A 19209-nucleotide genomic window follows, 5' to 3' on the forward strand; every position below is an offset into this window, starting at 1 on the left:
CTCAGTACGTCGAGCAGCGACGAGCGATGATGCAGGACTGGGCTAACCGACTGGATCAGTTGGAGGAGGGCAGGGTCGCGGTGGCGTGTGAGCGATTGACCACTAGCTTGGAAGGGGCGGTTCTGCAGTCATTGAGGGCGCGGGGGCTTGAGAAAGAGGTGGGCTTGGAGGTGAGCGAGTTGATGGATCGACTAGCGCTCCTATCAGTTTTTTAGCCAGCGCCCATAAAGTTTCGGAAATTGCTCCCGCACCCATTCAACAAACACCTCAACCTGCGGCGCCAGATGCGAGCGACTCGGGTACAGCACCGAGACAGGCCGCGGATGTGGACGATAGGGGCGCAGCACCTCGACCAAACTCCCTTCCGCCAGAAAGCGATCCAGGGTGATGCCCGGGGCCTGAAGAATGCCGAAGCCCGCGACGCCACACTCCACATAGGTGTTGGACTCGTTGACGGTGATCCCCTGGCGGCTGATATGGGAGTGCTCACGACCGCCGTCCAGAAATTGCCAGGCCAGCGGGCGCTGGTTCTGGCCGGACAGAAAGGTCACGCCGCGGTGCGCGTTGAGTTCTTCAAGCGTCTTAGGCTCACCCTGTTCTTCCAGATACCGGGGCGCCGCGCACGTGACCATCGTTGCCATACCGATGCGGCGGGCGACCAGGCTTGAACTGGGTAGCTCGCCAATGCGCAGCGCACAGTCCACGCCCTCTGCGACCAGATCGACCGTTCTGTCGGTAACCCCCAAGACCAACTCGATTGCCGGGTACAGGGTGGTAAACGCGCGCAAGCTCTCGATCAAACCGGGCTGAGAAAACGCGGTAGGAATATCCACCCGTAATCGTCCCCGCAAGGTTGAGCCTGGCGAGGCGAACATGGCCGTGGCACCCGCGACCTCGCCAAGAATGGTTTTAACCCGCTCGTAGAATTGATCACCTTCGGAGGTCAGCCTCACCGTACGCGTGGTGCGTTGAAACAGCCGCACGCCGAGCGAAGTTTCCAACTCCTGTATGGCGCGGGTTACTTGCGGGCGGCCGATCTGCATGGCGTCCGCAGCGCGGGTAAAGCTGCCCAGTTCGGCCAGCTTGGCAAAAACCTGCATGGATTGGAGGAGTTCCATAACGTCGTGCTGCCTGTCGGTTTTGTTGCGGATTAGTCATTCGGGGTCATTCTGATTGTTGCCAATGAAAACAACAATCCTGTGTCGGCCTGGGCATTTATTGACTAGCCTCGCTTGGGAACAATATCGCCAGTAGGTCACCCCCCAACTGGAGATAGACAGATGAAAGCTTGGCTTCTGAACGATTTCGGTCTCGACAACCTGGCACTTGGCGAAGCAGCTACGTCTGAGCCAAAAGCCGGTGAGTTGCTAGTGAAGATCGGCGCTGTGTCGCTCAACTTCCGCGACAAGGCCATCGTCGATGGTTTCTATGAACCGCACCTGGTGCCCAAACCTCTGATCCCGGTTAGCGACGCTGCCGGTACTGTGGTTGCCGTCGGCGAAGGCGTTAGCCGTTACAAGATTGGCGACCGCGTCAACTCGCACCTTTACTCGCGCTGGATTGATGGCGAACCAGGTCCAAACGAACCTGCCTACTGCTTCGGTATGCCGCTGCCTGGTGGCTTGGCCGAGTACATGATCATCCACGAAGAAAGCGCTGTTCGTGCACCAGACAACATGTCTGACGAAGAAGCCTCGACCCTGCCGATTGCAGCACTGACGGCATGGTACTCGCTGGTTGACTTCGGCCAAATCCAACCCGGTCAAACCGTTCTGGTGCAGGGCACTGGTGGCGTGTCGATCTTCGCTATCCAGCTCGCAACTGCCCTGGGGGCGAAAGTAATCGTTACCTCCAGCAGCGACGCAAATCTGGAAGCTGTGAAGAAGCTCGGCGCCGTTGCAGGCGTGAACTACCGCACCTTCCCGCGTTGGGAGGAAGAAGTGCTGAAACTCACCGATGGCAAGGGCGTAGACCTGCTGCTGGACGTAGCAGGCGGCGAAGGCTTGAACCAGTCCATTCTGGCTACCAAAGCTGCCGGCAAGATCGCGCAAATCGGCTTCTTGACTGGCCAGGTCACCACGCTGAGCTTGATGCCGCTGATCTTCCGTCAGACAACTCTGCGCGGTATCGCTGTAGCCCCTCGCTCGTCGTTCGACCGGATGAACGCTTTCTTGAACGACCACGCAATCCGCCCGGTGATCGACCAGACCTACGCCTTCGAAGATGCGAAAAAGGCCTTCGAGCACTTGGCCCGTGGTCCGTTCGGCAAAGTCGTTATCAAGGTTTCGTAACCCCCCGTCAGCCTGAATTTGCCAAGAGGAGACTCTGTAGACCAATAAAATCCGTGTGGGCATCATCGGAACCGGAGGCTGGGCACGCTACGGCCATATTCCGACTTTGGAAGCGTTGGAGCATTTCGATGTCGTTGCGCTGTGCGGCCGCGACCTTGAAACGGTGTGCGGTTATGCCGAGGGCACCGAAACATTCACACCACTGGCGACGCCAGCGCACAGGACGTCGCCTACCTCTTCAGCGCCTGCACTACGGATAAAGCCACTGGCAGCATCGAGGCTTCAAGCTTTGCCGATGCTCTTCGCCAGCATGCACGCGACGGAGCATCCCGCATTTCGCGAGGGGCTACTTCTGCCCGTAAACGGCCTGAAGCAGATGCGAAAATGGCCAATAGCTGCCGTTGCGGGCAGGAGGCAATTAACAGGTGTAAACGCCGCATCACACGCCAGAACGCAGCAGATCCAGCAAAAGCCTGAACGCGGGCTTGGGTTGTCTACGGCTAGGGTAGTAGAGGTGATATCCCGTGAGAGTAGGGCACCATTCATCTAGGACGCGAATCAGTTGGCCTTGCGCAATGTGCGATTCGACGACGTCTTCGGGAAGATAAGCTAGCCCGATTCCCGCGATGGCGAAGTCCAGCATCAGCGGAACTGTGTTGCAGACAACGTGCCCTTCCGCTCGGACTTTGATCTCCTGGCCTGCCTTCGCAAACGGCCAAGACCACAATCCGCCAGATGTTGGCAGCCGCAAATTGATTCCAATGTGGGTCGTCAGGTCATGGGGCGTAATGGGTTTGGGTCTGCGTTCGAAGTATGCAGGCGAGCCGACCACCGCCTGCCGGAAGTCCGGGCCGATACGCATCCCAATCATATCTTTGGCAACCTGCTCACCGAGCCGAATACCTGCGTCGTACCGTTGCTCGACGATGTCGACCAGTCCGTAGTCATTGTTGATTTCGACCCGTACCTCTGGGTAGTCCAGCAGGAGCCTGCTAACGGCAGGTGCCAGGATGGTTGCTGAGGCGTGTTCTACCGAGGTGATCCGTAAGGTGCCCGCTGGTTTTCCGCTTAGCTCGGACAGGTCTGCCAGCCCGGCCTCAATGCCTTCAAAGTGGGGGGCGATGGCGCTTATCAAGCGCTCCCCGGCTTCCGTAGGTGAAACGCTTCGGGTGCTGCGCGTGAGTAAGCGCACGCCCAACTGTTCTTCGAGACGCCTCATCGTTCGGCTTAGCGCAGGTTGGGATGTCCCCAGTTGTGCCGCTGCTTTGGTAAAGCTCCGCTCACGAGCAACCGTCACAAATGCCACCAGATCGTTAACAGTGTCCCGCATGATTGATATCTATCTGATATGGGTGCATTCCAATCATACCAGCTAATTATTTATAGGGTGCGCTGCTAGATTGGCCCCACATTCCGCGTGGGTCTCTTCAATGAATCCGATCTACAACTTCGACGGACAAGTAGCCCTGGTGACGGGGGCGAGTGCTGGCATCGGCCTCGCAGCGGCAAAAGCCTTTGCCAGCGCCGGCGCTGCCGTAGTCCTGGCCGACATCAACGAAGCGTTACTTCACGGCGAAACCGACAAGCTGCGCGCCGACGGTCACCAGGTGACTGCTCTCGTATGCGATGTAGCGGACGAGGCGCAAGTGGCCGCGATGATTGAACGCATCGTTGCCCATCATGGCCGGTTGGACATGGCCTTCAATAACGCCGGTATCGCGGGCCACTCCGGGGCCCTGACCGACGAAGCTACAGCCTCCTTCGACCAGGTCAACGCGGTCAATTTGCGTGGCGTTTGGGCGTGCATGAAACACGAACTGGCCCAGATGGTGCGTCAGGGCAGCGGTGTCATTGTGAATTGCTCATCGCTGGGTGGGTTGGTCGGTCAGGCAGGTCGCGCCACCTATCACGCGACGAAGCACGGCGTGATCGGATTGACCAAAAGTGCCGGGGTTGAATACGCCGCTCGCGGAATCCGGGTGAATGTCGTTTGCCCAGGTGTGATTGACACCCCGATGTTCAGTGAGCTGCTCAAGCGGTCGCCCGAGGCAATGGAGGGCGTCAAACGCGACCAACCTATCGAGCGCCTTGGACGACCGGATGAAATCGCAGCAGCCGTGTTGTGGCTGTGCAGCCCGGCGGCAAGCCTTGTCGTGGCCACTGCGTTGCCCGTCGATGGCGGTTTTACCGCGCACTGATTCTGCAATACGCACTCACCGCACTCAGGAGTTTTTATGGACAGCGAAAAGCCGGTATCGCGTTCTGACTTTTTCACCTCTCTTGGCCGTCGCGAGTTCGTGACCAAAGCCGCCCTGACGGGCGCTGCACTGGCCGTCGGCGCTTCGGCCTGGGCTGAATCTTCGGTCCCACCTACCGCTGACCAAGGCTCGAAAACCCTTCCTGGAGAACAGGCGAAAATGACCAAACGTCATCTAGGTAATTTAGAGGTCTCCGCCATTGGTGCCGGATGCATGAGCATCAGCGCCAACTACGGTCCACCCGCCGATATTGCTCAAGGCATTCAAACGCTTCGCACGGCGTTTGAAAACGGCGTCACTTTTTTCGACTCGGCGGAGGTGTACGGCCCCTATACCAACGAAGAACTGGTGGGCAAAGCGCTTAAGCCGTTTCGCGACCAAGTGACGATCGCGAGTAAATTCGGTTTTGCCATTGACGGCACCATCGGCCTGAACAGCCGCCCGGAGCACATCAAAAAGGTTGTCGAAGAGTCTCTCAAGCGCTTGCAGACCGACCACATCGATCTCTACTACCAGCATCGCGTCGATCCCAATGTCCCTATTGAGGACGTAGCGGGCGCGATCAAGGACCTTATCGCTGAAGGCAAGATTCTGCATTTCGGTCTGTCCGAAGCGAGTGCCAAAACCATTCGCCGTGCGCACGCCGTTCAGCCTGTCTCCGCCATCCAGACCGAATACTCGTTCTTCCATCGCGACCCGGAACACAACGGCGTTCTCGCAGCATGCGAAGAATTGGGAATCGGGTTTGTGCCATGGGCGCCGCTGGGGGAGGGCTATCTCACCGGTAAAATGGACGCCAACACCAAGTTCGATCCGAAGACTGATTTCCGTGGAACATTCCCTCGTATGTTCCCTGAAAACATGACCGCAAACATGCCGGTCGTGGACCTCTTGAGGAAAGTGGCCGCAGCAAAAGGCGGCACACCCGCACAAGTGGCTATCGCCTGGTTACTCGCTCAGAAGGCTTGGATCGTGCCAATCCCCGGCACTCGCCGAATCGATCATCTGACTGAAAACCTTGGCGCGTTGAATATCCAGCTCACTAATGAAGACCTGGTGGCCATGGAGCAACAATTCTCCAAATTGACGGTGCATGGCGAGCGCATGTCTGAAATGCACATGCAGCAAATCGACCGTGACTAGCGGCCGCCGCCCGCCATTGGGTAGTGCGGCTCATCCTTATCTCTCCGGTCGATAGCGGTCATTGATGACCGGCCGCTGTCGATCGATTCCGTTAAAAAAGTCGGTCCTTCCAGACTGCCCAAATACTGGCTGCTGAAAACACTTTTTGCGCGTAGCTATGCGAAATCTGGCAATTCAGTGTTTATAAAGCAGTGCACCAACCACAACGCCAAACGCTGACGAATGCTCACGGCGATTCGGGTAGTAAAGATGGTATCCCGCAAAGGGTTGGCACCAGTCCTCAAGTACTCGCACCAGGCTTCCGTCAGCCAGCTCCCTGGCGACCATATCTTCTGGCAGGAACCCTAAGCCGCATCCCGCCACAGCCGCTCGCAAGATCGGCACGCTACTGTTGAACGTCCACTGCCCCTCGACGCGTGCCTTGAGTTCGTGTCCGTCCTTCTCAAAATCCCACTGCATCAGGCTCCCGTGGGTGGGCAGGCGCAGGTTGATGCAGTTGTGAGCAGCCAGATCTCCTGGCTCCCTTGGAATGGGTCTGTTTTTGAAATACTCGGGGGACCCTACGACCGCGATGCGCAACGACGGGCCGATTGGCACGGCGATCATGTCCTTCGCCACCTGATCTCCCAGCCGCACGCCGGCGTCATAGCGCTGCGCGACGATGTCGGAGAGGGCGTAGTCGACGGTGATTTCGACCTTGATGTCCGGGTAGTCGGGAAGCACCTTCAACAACTTGGGCCAAAGAATATTGTTCGCCGCATGTTCGGAGGCGGAGATCCGCACATTGCCTGCCGGGGTATCGCGAAACTCGCTGACCGCGGCCAGTTCAAGCTCGATCTCGTCAAAGCGCGGTGCCATGGTTTGATACAAGCGTTGGCCAGCTTCGGTCGGGGAAACGCTGCGTGTGGTCCGCGTCAGCAGGCGAACCCCAAGCCGGGTTTCGAGCGCACGCATGGTGTGGCTCAGTGCGGACTGCGAGACGCCCAATTGTGCCGCCGCGCGGGTGAAGCTGCCCTCGCGGGCAATGACCACGAAGGCTTGCAGATCGTTGAGATTGGCGCGGGGCATTGATGAGAGCCTCTCATGGGGCAGTGCGTGATTTTGCCATGTAAGCAGGTTCCGGCTGGATGCGCGACCCCCGAAGAGCCCGTCAAAGGGTTCGTGCGTAGAACGTTGTCAGCTTGCCAATGGCCGCGTCGACATAACGCGGAACCCAGTAGGTTTCGATATGGGTCGCGCCGTCGATGACGAACAATTCCTTGTCCTTGGTGCCGCTAGCCTTGGGAAACGCATCCTGAGTCATGTACAGGCTGTCAGCCTTGCTGCCCGCGATCATCAGCAACGGTTGATTGATCAGTTCGATCTGGTTGGTCGCGTTGAAACGCATCAGGCCCAGCAGGCTGCTCGTGGTGTATTTGAAGGTCGAATTCGGATGCGCGTGGGTCTTCCAGTAGTACTCGTAGCCTTGGCGATACAGTTCGAAGGGCAGTTTGGCGATCTGCTCATCGGTGAGGTTGGCATCACCCGAATACAGCACCGCGCCACCGGCGGCTTCCTGCGCGCGGGCGGCCGACGCTTGTTGCAGGCGTTGCTGGATGCTGTCCAGTTGCGAGTCGTTATAGCCGTTGCGGCGCACGCGTCCCGAGTTGAACATGCTCACCGTCGCCAGCGATTTGAAACGCTTGTCGGTTTGCGCCACGGCCAGCGAGTAACCACCACCTCCGCAGATGCCAAGCAAGCCCAGGCGCGAGCCATCGACGCCCGGATACTGAGTGATGAAGTCGGCCATGCCGTGGATGTCTTCGATGCGATACGCGGGTTCATCGACGCTGCGCGGTTGCCCACCGCTGGCGCCTTGATAGACCGCATCGGCGGTGATGGTGATGTAGCCCTGTTCGGCCAGGCGCTGGGCATACAGCCCGGCGACTTGCTCTTTCACGCCGCCATTCGGGTGCGCGACCACCACCGTCGGGTAGGTCTTCTTCGCATCGTAATTGGCCGGGGTGTAAACGTTGGCAGCGATGTCCAGGCCATTGAGTTTGTAGTTGACCGGGTGGATGTTGACCTTGCCCGGTTCGTTTCTGGTGAGTGCGCCGTCGTACGCCAGGGTGAACGGGTTCTTTTTGTAATCCGCAGCGCCAGCTTCGCCCGCAGAGAGACCGACCAGCGCCGACATGAGCGTGGCTTTCAGAAGGGTGTTTTTCACGTGAAGCTCCTGAGCAATCAAAAAAGGTGGCAGTGGAGGGTCAATCCAGTTGTTTTTCTTTGAGGAATTGCGACACCAGGTCGGCGATTTGCACGTTGTTCAAATCCGACATGGGGAAATGGGTATTGCCCTTGATGCCAATCTCCGGCAAGTGGATCAGTCGCACGTCGCCCCCATGCCGATTGACGGCATCACGCCATAGCCGGGCCATCTTCAGGCGGGCGCGCCAACTGTCCTGAGCGGGCAGGTCGACCGCCTGTTCCGGGATGTTGTCGCCGTAGAGGATCAGGATCGGAATGCGCGTAAGCGCCATGAATTGCTCCAATGGCACCGTCGCGCCTTGCACCGTGTCGAACGCGCTGGGAATCGGCGCCGGCACTTCACCCTCGGCAAACACGAAGCTGCTGCCAGGCTCGAACGCCACAATGGCTTTGACCTTGTCGTTCTTGATCGCCGTCAACCAGCCCGGCCCGCCGCCCTGCGAATGCGTGAACAAAATGCCCGGGCCGATTCTGTCGAACAGCGCCGACACGCCATCGGAAACCACGCCCATGTCGAACGGCCCGGTGTTCGGCGTCATCGCACGGAAGAACTGCTCGCGGGTCTGCGCATCCTGAGCCACTTGCACGCCGTTGAAGTAGTTGGGCCACAGGCCGATACGGAACTGGTTGAACCACAGTTGTTCGTCTGGCACCGGTTTGAGCGTCGTCTCGACCATGCTGCGCCCGGCATCGCCACGCCGAGGCTGATCGATCAGATAGACGCCGTAGTGGCGACGCAGAAAGATGTTCTGAAAACCCTCGCGGTTATCGGCGGTGGTTTCCCAGGTCTTGGAAAACTGGCCCGCGCCGTGCCACATGACGATGGGCAGTTTTCGCGCATCGACCGGGATTTGGTAAAACGCGTAGGCATGGTCACCGTGGTAGGTCTGGCCGTCGGGCGTCATCGGTTTGCGCGAATTGAATGTGCCCGGCGCGGTGGTCATCGTTCCCCCGGCGGCGAAGCTGCCTTGTGCCTGAATCAGCAATGGGCCCGAGCCATCGGGCTGGTTCGCACACGCCGCCAACACGCTCAGCAGAGTGATGCCCAGCAGGTTTTTTGCGGATTTCATGTCATTTCCCCGACGCAGCCAGTGCCTGGTCCAGCGCTGTGTTTGCACGTTCGGCAGTCCGCGCATCGCCGTGGGCCTTCAGCACTTCAATGACCTGACGCAACTGTGCCGAGCTGAGCCCCACACGCAGGCTCGCCAGCATGTGCGAACGCAATTGCGATTCCACCCCCGGCGTCGCCGCCAGCGCTCCGACGGTCGCCAGTTCGCGGCTTTGCCAGTCGAGGTTGTCGCGCTCGAAGATGTCGCCAAACAGGTGGGTTTGCAGAAACCGGTTGATCACCGGGGCGAACTCGAACACCGGCCCTTTGACCGGGCCACCGGAAATTTTCGTTTGATTGGCCGTGCCGGCCGTCAGCAGCTCATCTCCGGTTGGAATGGCCCGGCCCGGCTCATGCCCCGGCGCATCCGCGATGCCGCGTTGTTTGCGCGCTTGCACCACTGTCATCAGCTCGTTCAAGGCATTGAGGCTGCGCGGGAAGCCAACGTATGCGTAAAGCTGCACCAGAACTTCCCGGGTTTCGCTGACGGTCAGGCCGGCATCGAGACCCTGGCTGAGCGCCGTGTTGAGATTGGGCATGTCGCTGGTCGCCATGAATGCTGCGATCAGGGGAATGGCCTGTTGTTCGCTCGACAGCGTTTCTGCGGTGGCTTGCGTGCGGGTCATGGCTGACGAGGCCTCGGCTGTTTGTGTGGTAACGCTGAACATCGCCCCTAGGCTCAGGCAGAGCGCCATCAATGCGGGGAGGGGAGTGGTCTTGTGAGCGTCAGTGGTCATCGTGAAAGACTCCGTCCATTGCGGGTCACTGCGGTGTCGCTGGATCGTACGGAGGATGGTTGTGGCGATTAATCCCGATATTGCGCAAGGACTCCTGAGCAGAACTCATGAGTCGGTTTTTCAATGACCGTTGGAAACCTGACACCGACTCGCAAACACTGTGCTTGAGGCGCTGCGGGAGGACCCTGAGAAACGTGTCGAGCGCCAGGCCCCGACACATTCCGTAACCTCATTTACTGCGCTTGCGCTGCGTATTGCGCGTCCGAGACTTTTTCCGCCCAAGTCACAGTCTTGCCGTCCTCGGCTTCAGCGATCGCGATATGGGTCATGCCGTTGCTGGCTGTGGCGCCATGCCAGTGACGGATGTGCGGCGGAATCCAGACAATGTCGCCCGGACGGATTTCCTGACGCGGGCCACCCTCTTGCTGCACATAGCCGGCCCCGGCGATGACGATCAGTGTTTGCCCCAGCGGATGGCTATGCCACGCGGTGCGCGCGCCAGGTTCGAAGGTCACCGTGCCGCCGCCGATGCGCGCCGGCAAGTCACCCTTGAACAGGCCATCAACGCGTACTGTGCCGGTGAAGTTTTCCGCCGCGCCCTTGATCGAGGGCTGAGAGCCATTCTGGGTGATGCGAATTTCATTGGCCGCTAGGGCTTCAGTGGTAAACAGAGACAGGGCCACGAGTGGTGCGATCAGTGGGTTCATCGGATGGACTCCGGTCAGACAGTGAAGCTGCTCCGCAAACGGAGCAACGCAAGGCAGGCGCTCATCGCCCGACGCGCGCCTTGAGAGATTCGGGATAGCGCTCGCCTTCGATGTGTATTTGCGCCAGAGCCGCATCGATAGCCTTGAGTTCGGCCGCGTCGAGCGTGATGTCCGCACCACCGAGGTTTTCTTCCAGTCGATGCAGCTTGGTCGTCCCGGGAATCGGCACAATCCACGGTGCCTGGGCGAGCAGCCAAGCCAGTGCGATCTGCGCCGACGTGGCGTGCTTCTGCGCGGCGATCTGGCGGATCAACACCACCAACCCCTGATTCGCTTGCAGCGCCGACTGGCTGAAGCGGGGCACGATGCTGCGGAAGTCGTCGCTGCCATAAGTGGCATCCGCCGACACCGTGCCGGTGAGAAAACCCTTACCCAGCGGACTGAACGGCACAAAGCCGATCCCCAACTCCTTGAGCGTCGGCAGAATTTCCCGCTCGGGCTCACGCCACCACAACGAGTATTCGCTTTGCAGCGCCGTGACTGGCTGCACCGCGTGAGCACGGCGAATGGTTTGCGCACCGGCTTCCGACAGGCCGAAGTGCTTGACCTTACCCTCGTCAATCAACGCCTTCACTGCACCGGCGACTTCCTCGATAGGCACGTCCGGATCAACCCGATGCTGGTACAGCAAATCGATGTAATCGGTTTTCAGTCGGCGCAACGAACCCTCGACGGCGACCCTGATGTGCTCGGGGCGGCTGTTGAGAATCTGCTGTTTATTGTCGTCGCCGAAGGTAAAGCCGAACTTGGTGGCGATGATGACTTGATCGCGAACCGGCGCCAGCGCCTCACCCACCACCTGCTCATTCAGGTAAGGACCGTAAACCTCGGCGGTATCGAAGAACGTGACGCCTCGGTCAACCGCTGAACGGATCAACGCAATGGCTTGTTGCGTATCCGTCGCCGGGCCGTAGCCATGGCTCAGGCCCATACAGCCCAAGCCCAGGGCTGACACTTCGAGTGAGCTGTTTCCGAGTGTGCGCTTGTGCATTTCGATCTCCCGACGTTGGCATTTGGGGAACAGTAAGCGAGCTAACGAGTAGGGACTAGATGGGGCGATCGGCAAGGGTTGATGAGGTTTGCTCATCAATCCTGGAAGAAGAGACGCCAGCTCTGGTGGCACTGCCATTTTGGCTGTGTCGCGGCCAGTAGGTTATCGAGTTGGAATCGAAGAAGGCTCACCCTGTATCCTCACCGCGTCATATCGCTACCACGGATCCTGGTATGTCGCTTCCCAGCGAACTCAATGCGTTCTCCGATACAGACTCGTTTTTCATGAGGCAGGCGCTCGATCAAGGCCGACGTGCTCTTCCTGATTGCCTGCCCAACCCTCCAGTCGGATGCGTCATCGTGCGCCATGGCGTCATCATCGCCAGTGGCTACACCCAGTCACCAGGGCAGTATCACGCGGAAGCGATGGCCCTCTCACAACTGGAACCGGGGCTCGATGACTTGACGGCATACGTCACGTTGGAGCCTTGCTCTTTCGCCGGCCGGACACCTTCATGCGCCCTGGCGTTGGTTGCCGCCGGTATCGCGCGAGTGCATGTCTCGATGCTCGATCCCGACCCGCGTAATGCCGGAGCAGGAGTCGCCATGCTCCGACAAGCCGGATCAGGCGCGCCGTGACCTTGGCCCGCATTTGCACGGTGGGCAGCCGGACTGTCAGCACAAGCCCCTCAAGGCCTTGTCCATCGTGAGGCCCAACGGCGGACGCATCGCTTCCGGCCAGAAAACCCTCGAAATCCGCCGCTGGCACCCACACCTCGACCCAACCGAGGACCTGCTGATCGTTGAAAACGAGCGGTTCCTGCACGTCGATGGCGATGAAGACGACGGTCATGCCGTGGCGATCGTGCGGGTCAAGGCAGTTCGCCCCTTCGTTGAGGCCGACATCCCGGCTGCCTGCGCCAGCAGCTACGCGCGGGGCTGGCTCGCCTGGGAGCTGACCGATGTCAGGCCGATCACGCCGCCGATTCCAGTCCGGGCAGCACGGGGTATTTACCCGGTGGATTTCCCGGACTTGAGCCACTGCCGGTCTTCGTAAAATGTTTCGCGCTTGAACTCAAACGCGCAAAAAGCCTCTGTCGAATGACAGACTCGTGCCACTTCCACTTTTTCAGAGATCACCATGCTTCGTGTTTTCGAACGACGCCTCGACCCTTTTCCACCTGACGAATTGCCGCCACCCCCCGTCGGCCTGATGCGTTTCCTCTGGGCCTGCACGCGCGGCGCCCGGGGTTACATTCTTTTATTCGCGCTGCTGAGCGCGGCGGTGTCGGTCTACGAGGCCTGGCTGTTCGCCTTTCTGGGTCAGGTCGTGGATCTGCTGTCGGCCTGGAAAGCCGGCGGCGCCGAGGCGGGGCAGGAAAGCCGCGTGTTGTGGGGGATCGCCATCGTGCTGGTCACCAGTATCGGCATCGTGGCGCTGCGGACCATGGTCCAGCACCAGGTATTGGCGATCAATTTGCCGCTGCGGCTGCGCTGGGACTTCCATCGCCTGATGCTGCGGCAAAGCCTTTCGTTCTTTTCCGACGAGTTCTCCGGGCGGGTCACCACCAAGGTGATGCAGACCGCTCTCGCGGTGCGCGAGGTGCTGTTCACTCTGATCGAAATCCTTCCCGGCATCGGCGTGTATTTCATCGCGATCATCGCCCTGGCCGGCGGCTTCGCCCTGAAGCTGATGCTGCCGTTCATTGCCTGGATCGTGCTGTTCGGGCTGGCCATGCTGTATTTCGTGCCGCGCCTGGGCAAGGTCGGGCAGGAACAGGCCAATGCGCGCTCATCCATGACCGGTCGGGTGTCGGACGCCTACACCAATATCACCACGGTGAAGCTGTTTTCCCACTCCAAGCGCGAGGCGCACTTCGCTCGCGCGGCGATGGAGGATTTCAAGGAAACCGGCTTCCGCCAGATGCGCCTGGTCAGCCTGTTCGAGATCGTCAACCAGGCGCTGGTGGTCGCGCTGATCCTCGGCGCCGGCGGTTATGCACTGTGGCTGTGGCATCAGGGTGCTGTCGGCACAGGCGCGGTGGCGGCGATCACCGCCATGGCCTTGCGCATCAATGGCATGTCGCACTGGATCATGTGGCAGATGACCTCGCTGTTCGAAAATATCGGCACCGTGCAGGACGGCATGCAGACCCTGACCCAGGGGCCCAAGGTGGTGGATGCGCCTGACGCGGGCCAACTGGTGACCTCCGGCGGCGCGGTGAGCTTTGATAACGTCAGCTTCAACTACGGCGGCGAGCGTCAGGTCCTCGATGGCCTGAGCCTGGATATCCGTCCGGGTGAAAAGATCGGTCTGGTGGGCCGTTCCGGGGCGGGCAAGTCCACCCTGATCAATCTGCTGCTGCGCTTCTACGATGTGGACAGCGGCGCGATCCGCATCGATGGCCAAGACATCGCCCGGGTTACCCAGGACAGCCTGCGCAGCGCCATCGGCATGGTCACCCAGGACACCTCGCTGCTGCATCGCTCGATCCGCGACAACATCGCCTATGGCCGGCCCGACGCGACCGATGCGCAGATCCGCGAAGCCGCGGCGAATGCCCAGGCCGCGGGCTTCATCGACCAGCTCAGCGACCGACAGGGCCATGCCGGCTATGACACTTTGGTCGGTGAACGCGGGATCAAGCTGTCGGGCGGGCAGCGGCAACGTATCGCCATCGCCCGGGTGATGCTCAAGAACGCGCCGATCCTGTTGCTCGACGAAGCGACCAGTGCCCTGGATTCGGAGGTCGAGGTCGCCATCCAGGAAAGCCTCGATGAAATGATGCAGGGCAAGACCGTGATCGCCATCGCCCACCGGCTGTCCACCATCGCGGCCATGGACCGGCTGATTGTCATGGACAACGGACGGATCATCGAACAAGGCACCCACGCCCAGTTGCTCGAAAAGAACGGCACTTATGCGCGGCTGTGGCAGCACCAGAGTGGTGGATTCCTGGGCGAGGATCAGGGCGTGGTCGAAGCCGTCGACTAAAGGCCGCGAGGCGCCGATAGCTGCCGTTCGGGCTGGCAGCTATCGGTCACCCTCCGGTGACCGGGGAAATGAATCGCGCAACACCTGCAGCGTTCGCTCCTGTTCAGTCAACCAGCTCGACGTAGCTCGATTCGCCGCCACCGGAAGCCCCCGACAGCCAGCCCCAGACAAAACTCAGCGTGGTCCGCCCCGCGTCATCGACCCCCACCGTCCCCCGCGACCAGCCGGCAAGCATCTCGCCCTCTGTAGTCAGGCATTGGAACAGCAGCTCGATACTGTTGGGCCCTGTGCACCGGCCAACCTGATTGCCGATGCGAATCCGCCCGCCCTGGTAGGTGCTGGAAATGCCGTCACCCTCGACCCGATAGTGAAACACCGTCCCGGTGCCAGAGAGCCCGCTGGCATTGGCGGCGACCACGAAGCGGCGGTTGTGCAGGCGGTCGCGAAGTTGGGAAAAAGCGCTATCCATGAATGTCATGTCCTTGGTGATGTGGGCTGCGAGTGGTGGCTCGCAGTCGTCGGTGCCGAAAGCCTTCCTGGAGTTTGATGAAACAGAGCGCATGAAGCCATCTTCGTTCTACGACCGCCTGGTCGATGTGATGGAAGAGGTGACCAGGTTCACCTTGCTGCTACGCGATCGTCAGGACTACCGGGTGGACCGCTACTCCGAGCGCAAGGAGTCGGCGGAGGCGCTAACCAGGCGAGTCAACCTTCGGTCCATTTGACGTCTGGAGACGCCGGGCAGGCCTGCTTACCGTTCGGTAGCGTAACCAGGCACTGGTTTGCGACAAACTGAAACTGCCTTCCAGCGTCGACCCGCACTCGCCATTGGCGAAGGGTGCTCAGATCGGGGCATGCAAGGCGCCGCTGATCATAGCTGAACCAATCTTCGTCCAGCGCTTCGACGATCTGGCGCCGGCAAACATCGGCGCTGGCGCTGGCCATCAACCGCCGCAGCACTAGGCTGTCCAGGTGCCAGGCGGCGGGGCACCGGCTCGAAGGCCCGGGCGAAGCCGGCCAAGTCGTGGACCAGCGTCACGTCGTAGCCGCAGTCACCGAGGAACTCGTGGAGTTCTCCGGCCATCACGGGCTCGTCTTCAAGGAGGATCAGATTGGGCATTTCGGGGCGGCACCAGCGGTTCCGGGCAGGTCGAACTCGGCGATTCACCATGCAGGCTTGACGCGTGCGATGAGGTCAGCATCAATGCCGGCGCATTGTTCTATAAGTTCGATACCCCAACAAGGACTCGGGTCAAAGCTGGCTCAAAAGTTCCCTGCCCATGCAGGCTTGCCCGGGAGTTTCATCGTACTTTCTGGGCAAATGGCCATCTCGATGGCTACGCTCCTCTCTGTCGCGGACAACCGCAGATTCATCATAGGGGTGCTCATGCGAGCCTTTGTCCTGGTTGTGTGCCTGATCCTCAGCTCATTTGCCTGTGTCGCTCAGGCCGAGACAATCCGTCTGACCGTCTACGATGATGGCCGATCCTGCCCCGGTGACTGCGATGCGCACGTCGTGTTCGACGATGCGCTGAACAGGTCCGATTTCGCTCACCTGCCTGGTACGCAGAAAGGCGAGTGCATAAAAGGACAGAAGTGCGAAATTTGCATTGAGTCAGGAAGAAAGCAGTGCCTTGAAGTCACCTACCGTGGCAGGGGGCCCACCAAGAAAACCTTCGACCTCACACCGGCCTTTTTCCGAGATGCATGTGCTACGCCCCCAACACAGCCAGCTCTGGGCGCCAAGTGCAAGGAACTGAAGAAGGACGGCCAGGCACTGGAGGGCCGCGTGAACTGCATCGCCAACCCAGGCCATGCCAAGTGCGTCGAGATGATCGCTCACGCCAAGGCCGCCCGGGATCTGGACGAGCCCAAGTACGAACAATGCGTTCGGGTTGGGGAAGAGAAATACAACCAGGGTAAATCCAAATCCGAGCAACGCGCCAACACGTGCACCTATGAGTTCTTGAGCAACGGTGGACCCAATAGCCATGGAACCAGATGGCGCAAGCTGCTTCCCGGCGCCTGCCGGGAGGGGACCTTCGTTGGCCCCTACGGAACCGACTGCTGCAACGGTTTTCCATTCGAGGACGGCCCCAAGGGTGCCGAGTGCAAGTTCTACTACCCAAAACCTTAGGTGCTTCACGGAATCTTGGGGGCGATGAACTCGCTCCCACATCCGGCCCTCCTAAAGTCGCGAAGTTACGGGCGGCGCCTGGACTGACGCATTTCACCCTGGTAACTCTGCGGTTGAAGCTGCTGGTATAGCGGGCAAACAGCGACCGGGTGTCGTTCAGGTCATAGAGCCGTCTGACGGCAGACAGTCTTGACCTCACCGCGCACGAACCAGAAGATGCCTCCCTTCCAACGGTGCAGCCGGAGCTCGCATGCAGGCCAAAAGTGATTATTTTCGTGTTGACCCCGAGGTGCTCGAGGGCAAGACGCTGACTGACTTGACTGGCATCCAGCCCCTGCCGCTGCAGTGTGTCGGGCTCGACTTGAGTGGTGAGGATCTGGCCAGAGCCAACCTGGAAGGCGCGCTGTTTGAACGGTGTATTTTAACCGGCGCCGATTTCACCGCCGCCAACGTGATGGGGACCCAGTGGGTCAGTTGCCGGGCGGCGGAAGTCAATTTTCGCTCCGCTGTTCTCACCGATGCCAGCTTTGAACGGTGCGACCTGAACAACAGCAAGTGGCAACGCAGCAAGCTGGCCCACGTGCGCTTTGAAGGCTGCAAGCTCACCGGCGGCAACTTTGGCGATCTGGCCTCTTCACTGGGCCTGAGCTTCTCTGATTGCCGGTTGAACAGCGCGATGCTCTCGGGGATCTCCTTTTACAAGTCCGAGTTGCACAACATCGATTTCAGCGAAGCCGACCTGACCTACTGCGACTTCCGCAAGGCGGTGTTTGTCGAGGGCGGCAGCCTGTCGATGGCGCGGGTCAATAACGCGCGTTTCGATGACGCCGATCTGCGCGAGGCAAGTTTGCAAGGGCTGCGCTTGGTCGATGCCAAATTGTTCAAGGGCGCGATCATTTCCCGAAGCCAGGCCGGGATGTTGCTTGCCGGGTTGGGGTTGACGGTGCTCTGATCGACGGGGGGATGGGATCTCGAGCCACAGGCCGGCATCACGACGAAGAGTCCCGCCTGATCATGTTCACCCTCGCGCCGATGTATGCGCCGGACGCCATACCGAGCAGCATGATGAACCCATGGGTCAAAAGGGGATGACCACGCTATTAGCTGTGGTCTGTCCCCTCTGCCGCGCTTTTTTGCGACCCGAAGCGGTCGGTGGCGACCGTTGGAAACCGGGGCGTCACAACCTCATCATTTGCCAGGAGGCTGCATCAGTTGGGGTGAAGCTCCTGCATCGCCAGTGACATCTTCTCCGCGTCGGCGAGATAGTCGCGACGGATCATCCGATCAAGAATGCCGGTGTGATCGAAGAGGAAGTCGCGCACCTTGGCCAGGGGGTAGGGCAACTTGTGGAAGGCATCGCCGAGCTTCCTGGCGAACTCAACATGATGATTGACGTAGTTCACTCGCTGCGCCTCGAAACCATTGAAGCCCTTCGCGACCTGCTGTGCGTCGCTGAGGTCGGCGCCGGTGAGCGCCTTGGCCAGAAAGTAACCGTCCTCGATGGCCATGCCCATGCCGTAGGCGGCGTAGGGCGAGACCGGGTGCACGGCATCCCCCAGGCAGACCACGCGGCCACTGCTCCATTGCTCAAGCGAAGGCCGGTTGTAGATGTCCCACCTGAATATCTGGGTTTCCAGGTTGGTGGCTTGCAGAAACCGCGGTAGCGGGTCAGGGAAGTTGCGCAGGATCTTGCCGATATGACTGGCCACGTCGGCCGGCGCGGGGGCGTTTTCCTCGCAGGGTTCGACGATCCACCATTCGTAGCCAGGCTTGCCGTCGTGCAGCATGGGAAAGAAGCTGGCTTGGTACTTGTGTGAATGGATGATGCGTCCGGTCTGCACGGGAATGCCGGCGATGGGGTCGCACCAGGCCAGCCAGACCCGCAGCCCGACATGAAAAAGCTCGGGCTCGCCGAAGGCCTGGCGCGAGACGCCGGAGCGGATGCCATCGGCGCCAACGAGAATGTCGGCCTCGATGGTCTCGCCGTCCTTGAAAACGACGGTGACGCTGTCCGCGGTCTGCGTGTAGTGGTCGAAGTCCGCATTGGGCACCAGCATGCCTTCGGGCATCAGCTCCATCATCCTCGCGAACGCATTGGCGCGAAGCATGCCGTAGTGCCAACCCTTGATGCCGAAGGACGCTTCCACCGCCTGATTGAAGGGCAGGCGCGAGCGGAGGTTGTTTTTGTGATTACGGAATTCGGTGACAGTGAGGGAGCCGAAGTTGCTCAGGTCGACTCCGTAATGGCGCAGCACGGCCAGTACCGGCACGCTCAGCAAGACGGCGCCTCCCAGAGGCCTGGGTTCCGGCTGCTTTTCGAAGACGCGTACATCGAAGCCTTGCCGGTGCAGGGCCAGCGCGGCGGAGACCCCACCCGGGCCCGCGCCTATCACCGCCACTCGTTTTCCAGCACGCCATGGGAGACTCGGGTCAAAACGCATTCGCTGATACCTCGCTTATTGTTGTGCGGGCATTCTGGAAGGCTTTGCCTGGACAATATATGCGTAACTCGCCGAGTATTCGGATGATTACTCTC

19 protein-coding genes and 1 pseudogene are annotated in these 19209 nt (G+C 60.1%); 9 read left to right on the forward strand and 11 right to left on the reverse strand.

The features are described from left to right. Positions 1–203: 203 nt before the first annotated feature. Positions 204–1118: a LysR family transcriptional regulator gene (locus NTD82_RS26010; RefSeq protein WP_262130805.1), complete on the reverse strand. Its 915-nt coding sequence runs from the start codon at positions 1116–1118 to the stop codon at positions 204–206. Between the two features lie 162 nt (positions 1119–1280). Between NTD82_RS26010 and NTD82_RS26015 the strand changes: the two genes are divergently transcribed. Next, positions 1281–2291 carry a zinc-dependent alcohol dehydrogenase family protein gene (locus tag NTD82_RS26015; protein WP_262130806.1) on the forward strand — a complete coding sequence of 337 codons (1011 nt, stop codon included), beginning with the start codon at positions 1281–1283 and terminating at the stop codon, positions 2289–2291. 439 nt (positions 2292–2730) lie between these two features. Here NTD82_RS26015 and NTD82_RS26020 read toward each other — a convergent pair whose 3' ends face one another. Next, positions 2731–3624, reverse strand: a complete 894-nt coding sequence (locus NTD82_RS26020) for a LysR family transcriptional regulator (RefSeq protein ID WP_262130853.1) — start codon at positions 3622–3624, stop codon at positions 2731–2733. Between the two features lie 97 nt (positions 3625–3721). Between NTD82_RS26020 and NTD82_RS26025 the strand changes: the two genes are divergently transcribed. Both NTD82_RS26025 and NTD82_RS26030 read left to right on the forward strand, forming a co-directional pair. Beyond that, a complete protein-coding gene (locus tag NTD82_RS26025) occupies positions 3722–4489 on the forward strand; it encodes an SDR family oxidoreductase (RefSeq protein WP_262130807.1) in 768 nt (255 codons plus the stop codon). 36 nt (positions 4490–4525) lie between these two features. Then, positions 4526–5692, forward strand: coding sequence for an aldo/keto reductase (locus NTD82_RS26030; RefSeq protein ID WP_262130808.1), 1167 nt, complete (start codon positions 4526–4528; stop codon positions 5690–5692). A gap of 174 nt (positions 5693–5866) precedes the next feature. Here NTD82_RS26030 and NTD82_RS26035 read toward each other — a convergent pair whose 3' ends face one another. The 6 genes from NTD82_RS26035 to NTD82_RS26060 all read right to left on the reverse strand — a co-directional run bounded on the left by NTD82_RS26035 (position 5867) and on the right by NTD82_RS26060 (position 11542). Beyond that, positions 5867–6760: a LysR family transcriptional regulator gene (locus tag NTD82_RS26035; protein ID WP_262130809.1), complete on the reverse strand. Its 894-nt coding sequence runs from the start codon at positions 6758–6760 to the stop codon at positions 5867–5869. A gap of 82 nt (positions 6761–6842) precedes the next feature. Beyond that, the gene (locus tag NTD82_RS26040; protein ID WP_262130810.1) at positions 6843–7898 is read right to left on the reverse strand and encodes an alpha/beta hydrolase; all 1056 of its coding nucleotides are present in this window, start codon (positions 7896–7898) and stop codon (positions 6843–6845) included. A gap of 40 nt (positions 7899–7938) precedes the next feature. Beyond that, positions 7939–8883: an alpha/beta hydrolase gene (locus tag NTD82_RS26045; RefSeq protein WP_262130854.1), complete on the reverse strand. Its 945-nt coding sequence runs from the start codon at positions 8881–8883 to the stop codon at positions 7939–7941. A gap of 127 nt (positions 8884–9010) precedes the next feature. Then, positions 9011–9784, reverse strand: coding sequence for a carboxymuconolactone decarboxylase family protein (locus tag NTD82_RS26050; RefSeq protein ID WP_262130811.1), 774 nt, complete (start codon positions 9782–9784; stop codon positions 9011–9013). Positions 9785–10017: 233 nt separating this feature from the next. Beyond that, positions 10018–10491 (reverse strand): cupin domain-containing protein, encoded by a 474-nt coding sequence (locus tag NTD82_RS26055; RefSeq protein ID WP_262130812.1) that lies wholly within the window; start codon positions 10489–10491, stop codon positions 10018–10020. Between the two features lie 61 nt (positions 10492–10552). Continuing rightward, the gene (locus tag NTD82_RS26060) at positions 10553–11542 is read right to left on the reverse strand and encodes an aldo/keto reductase (RefSeq protein WP_262130813.1); all 990 of its coding nucleotides are present in this window, start codon (positions 11540–11542) and stop codon (positions 10553–10555) included. A gap of 233 nt (positions 11543–11775) precedes the next feature. On the opposite strand from NTD82_RS26060, the gene NTD82_RS26065 reads away from it, so the two are divergent. From NTD82_RS26065 to NTD82_RS26075, 3 genes are all read left to right on the forward strand, one after another. Next, the gene (locus NTD82_RS26065) at positions 11776–12180 is read left to right on the forward strand and encodes a bifunctional diaminohydroxyphosphoribosylaminopyrimidine deaminase/5-amino-6-(5-phosphoribosylamino)uracil reductase RibD (protein ID WP_262130814.1); all 405 of its coding nucleotides are present in this window, start codon (positions 11776–11778) and stop codon (positions 12178–12180) included. After that, positions 12098–12598, forward strand: coding sequence for an ASCH domain-containing protein (locus tag NTD82_RS26070; protein WP_262130815.1), 501 nt, complete (start codon positions 12098–12100; stop codon positions 12596–12598). Before NTD82_RS26065 ends, NTD82_RS26070 begins: the two co-directional genes overlap by 83 nt. 84 nt (positions 12599–12682) lie before the next feature. Beyond that, positions 12683–14536 carry an ABC transporter ATP-binding protein gene (locus tag NTD82_RS26075; protein WP_262130816.1) on the forward strand — a complete coding sequence of 618 codons (1854 nt, stop codon included), beginning with the start codon at positions 12683–12685 and terminating at the stop codon, positions 14534–14536. A gap of 103 nt (positions 14537–14639) precedes the next feature. Here the strand turns inward: NTD82_RS26075 and NTD82_RS26080 are convergent, their stop codons facing one another. Then, positions 14640–15005, reverse strand: coding sequence for a hypothetical protein (locus NTD82_RS26080; RefSeq protein WP_262130817.1), 366 nt, complete (start codon positions 15003–15005; stop codon positions 14640–14642). 40 nt (positions 15006–15045) lie between these two features. On the opposite strand from NTD82_RS26080, the pseudogene NTD82_RS26085 reads away from it, so the two are divergent. Continuing rightward, positions 15046–15261, forward strand: a pseudogene (locus tag NTD82_RS26085) (arsenical resistance protein ArsH); the annotation flags it as partial. A 146-nt stretch (positions 15262–15407) separates the two neighbouring features. Here NTD82_RS26085 and NTD82_RS26090 read toward each other — a convergent pair. Further along, complete coding sequence (locus NTD82_RS26090; protein ID WP_262130818.1) at positions 15408–15656, reverse strand: hypothetical protein; 249 nt, start codon at positions 15654–15656, stop codon at positions 15408–15410. A gap of 213 nt (positions 15657–15869) precedes the next feature. Between NTD82_RS26090 and NTD82_RS26095 the strand changes: the two genes are divergently transcribed. Together NTD82_RS26095 and NTD82_RS26100 are read left to right on the forward strand one after the other, a co-directional pair. Continuing rightward, entirely contained in the window at positions 15870–16673 is an 804-nt protein-coding gene (locus NTD82_RS26095; RefSeq protein ID WP_262130819.1) for a hypothetical protein, read from the forward strand. Between the two features lie 250 nt (positions 16674–16923). Continuing rightward, the gene (locus NTD82_RS26100) at positions 16924–17625 is read left to right on the forward strand and encodes a pentapeptide repeat-containing protein (protein ID WP_095156618.1); all 702 of its coding nucleotides are present in this window, start codon (positions 16924–16926) and stop codon (positions 17623–17625) included. Positions 17626–17881: 256 nt separating this feature from the next. Here the strand turns inward: NTD82_RS26100 and NTD82_RS26105 are convergent, their stop codons facing one another. Continuing rightward, positions 17882–19072, reverse strand: coding sequence for an FAD-dependent oxidoreductase (locus NTD82_RS26105; protein WP_262130820.1), 1191 nt, complete (start codon positions 19070–19072; stop codon positions 17882–17884). Positions 19073–19209: the final 137 nt, after the last annotated feature.

The sequence above is a fragment of the Pseudomonas sp. 5P_5.1_Bac1 genome, from assembly GCF_025466015.1.
Classification (GTDB): Bacteria; Pseudomonadota; Gammaproteobacteria; order Pseudomonadales; family Pseudomonadaceae; genus Aquipseudomonas.

What these genes read in the sequence shown, in the direction of transcription:
- NTD82_RS26050 (WP_262130811.1), bottom strand. Translation starts at nt 9,784, where the DNA reads ATGACCACTGACGCTCACAAGACCACTCCCCTCCCCGCATTGATGGCG.
- NTD82_RS26025 (WP_262130807.1), top strand. Translation starts at nt 3,722, where the DNA reads ATGAATCCGATCTACAACTTCGACGGACAAGTAGCCCTGGTGACGGGG.
- NTD82_RS26100 (WP_095156618.1), top strand. Translation starts at nt 16,924, where the DNA reads ATGCAGGCCAAAAGTGATTATTTTCGTGTTGACCCCGAGGTGCTCGAG.
- NTD82_RS26055 (WP_262130812.1), bottom strand. Translation starts at nt 10,491, where the DNA reads ATGAACCCACTGATCGCACCACTCGTGGCCCTGTCTCTGTTTACCACT.
- NTD82_RS26010 (WP_262130805.1), bottom strand. Translation starts at nt 1,118, where the DNA reads ATGGAACTCCTCCAATCCATGCAGGTTTTTGCCAAGCTGGCCGAACTG.
- NTD82_RS26080 (WP_262130817.1), bottom strand. Translation starts at nt 15,005, where the DNA reads ATGGATAGCGCTTTTTCCCAACTTCGCGACCGCCTGCACAACCGCCGC.
- NTD82_RS26030 (WP_262130808.1), top strand. Translation starts at nt 4,526, where the DNA reads ATGGACAGCGAAAAGCCGGTATCGCGTTCTGACTTTTTCACCTCTCTT.
- NTD82_RS26065 (WP_262130814.1), top strand. Translation starts at nt 11,776, where the DNA reads ATGTCGCTTCCCAGCGAACTCAATGCGTTCTCCGATACAGACTCGTTT.
- NTD82_RS26035 (WP_262130809.1), bottom strand. Translation starts at nt 6,760, where the DNA reads ATGCCCCGCGCCAATCTCAACGATCTGCAAGCCTTCGTGGTCATTGCC.
- NTD82_RS26090 (WP_262130818.1), bottom strand. Translation starts at nt 15,656, where the DNA reads ATGCCCAATCTGATCCTCCTTGAAGACGAGCCCGTGATGGCCGGAGAA.
- NTD82_RS26015 (WP_262130806.1), top strand. Translation starts at nt 1,281, where the DNA reads ATGAAAGCTTGGCTTCTGAACGATTTCGGTCTCGACAACCTGGCACTT.
- NTD82_RS26070 (WP_262130815.1), top strand. Translation starts at nt 12,098, where the DNA reads ATGTCTCGATGCTCGATCCCGACCCGCGTAATGCCGGAGCAGGAGTCG.
- NTD82_RS26060 (WP_262130813.1), bottom strand. Translation starts at nt 11,542, where the DNA reads ATGCACAAGCGCACACTCGGAAACAGCTCACTCGAAGTGTCAGCCCTG.
- NTD82_RS26095 (WP_262130819.1), top strand. Translation starts at nt 15,870, where the DNA reads ATGGCTACGCTCCTCTCTGTCGCGGACAACCGCAGATTCATCATAGGG.
- NTD82_RS26045 (WP_262130854.1), bottom strand. Translation starts at nt 8,883, where the DNA reads ATGACCACCGCGCCGGGCACATTCAATTCGCGCAAACCGATGACGCCC.
- NTD82_RS26075 (WP_262130816.1), top strand. Translation starts at nt 12,683, where the DNA reads ATGCTTCGTGTTTTCGAACGACGCCTCGACCCTTTTCCACCTGACGAA.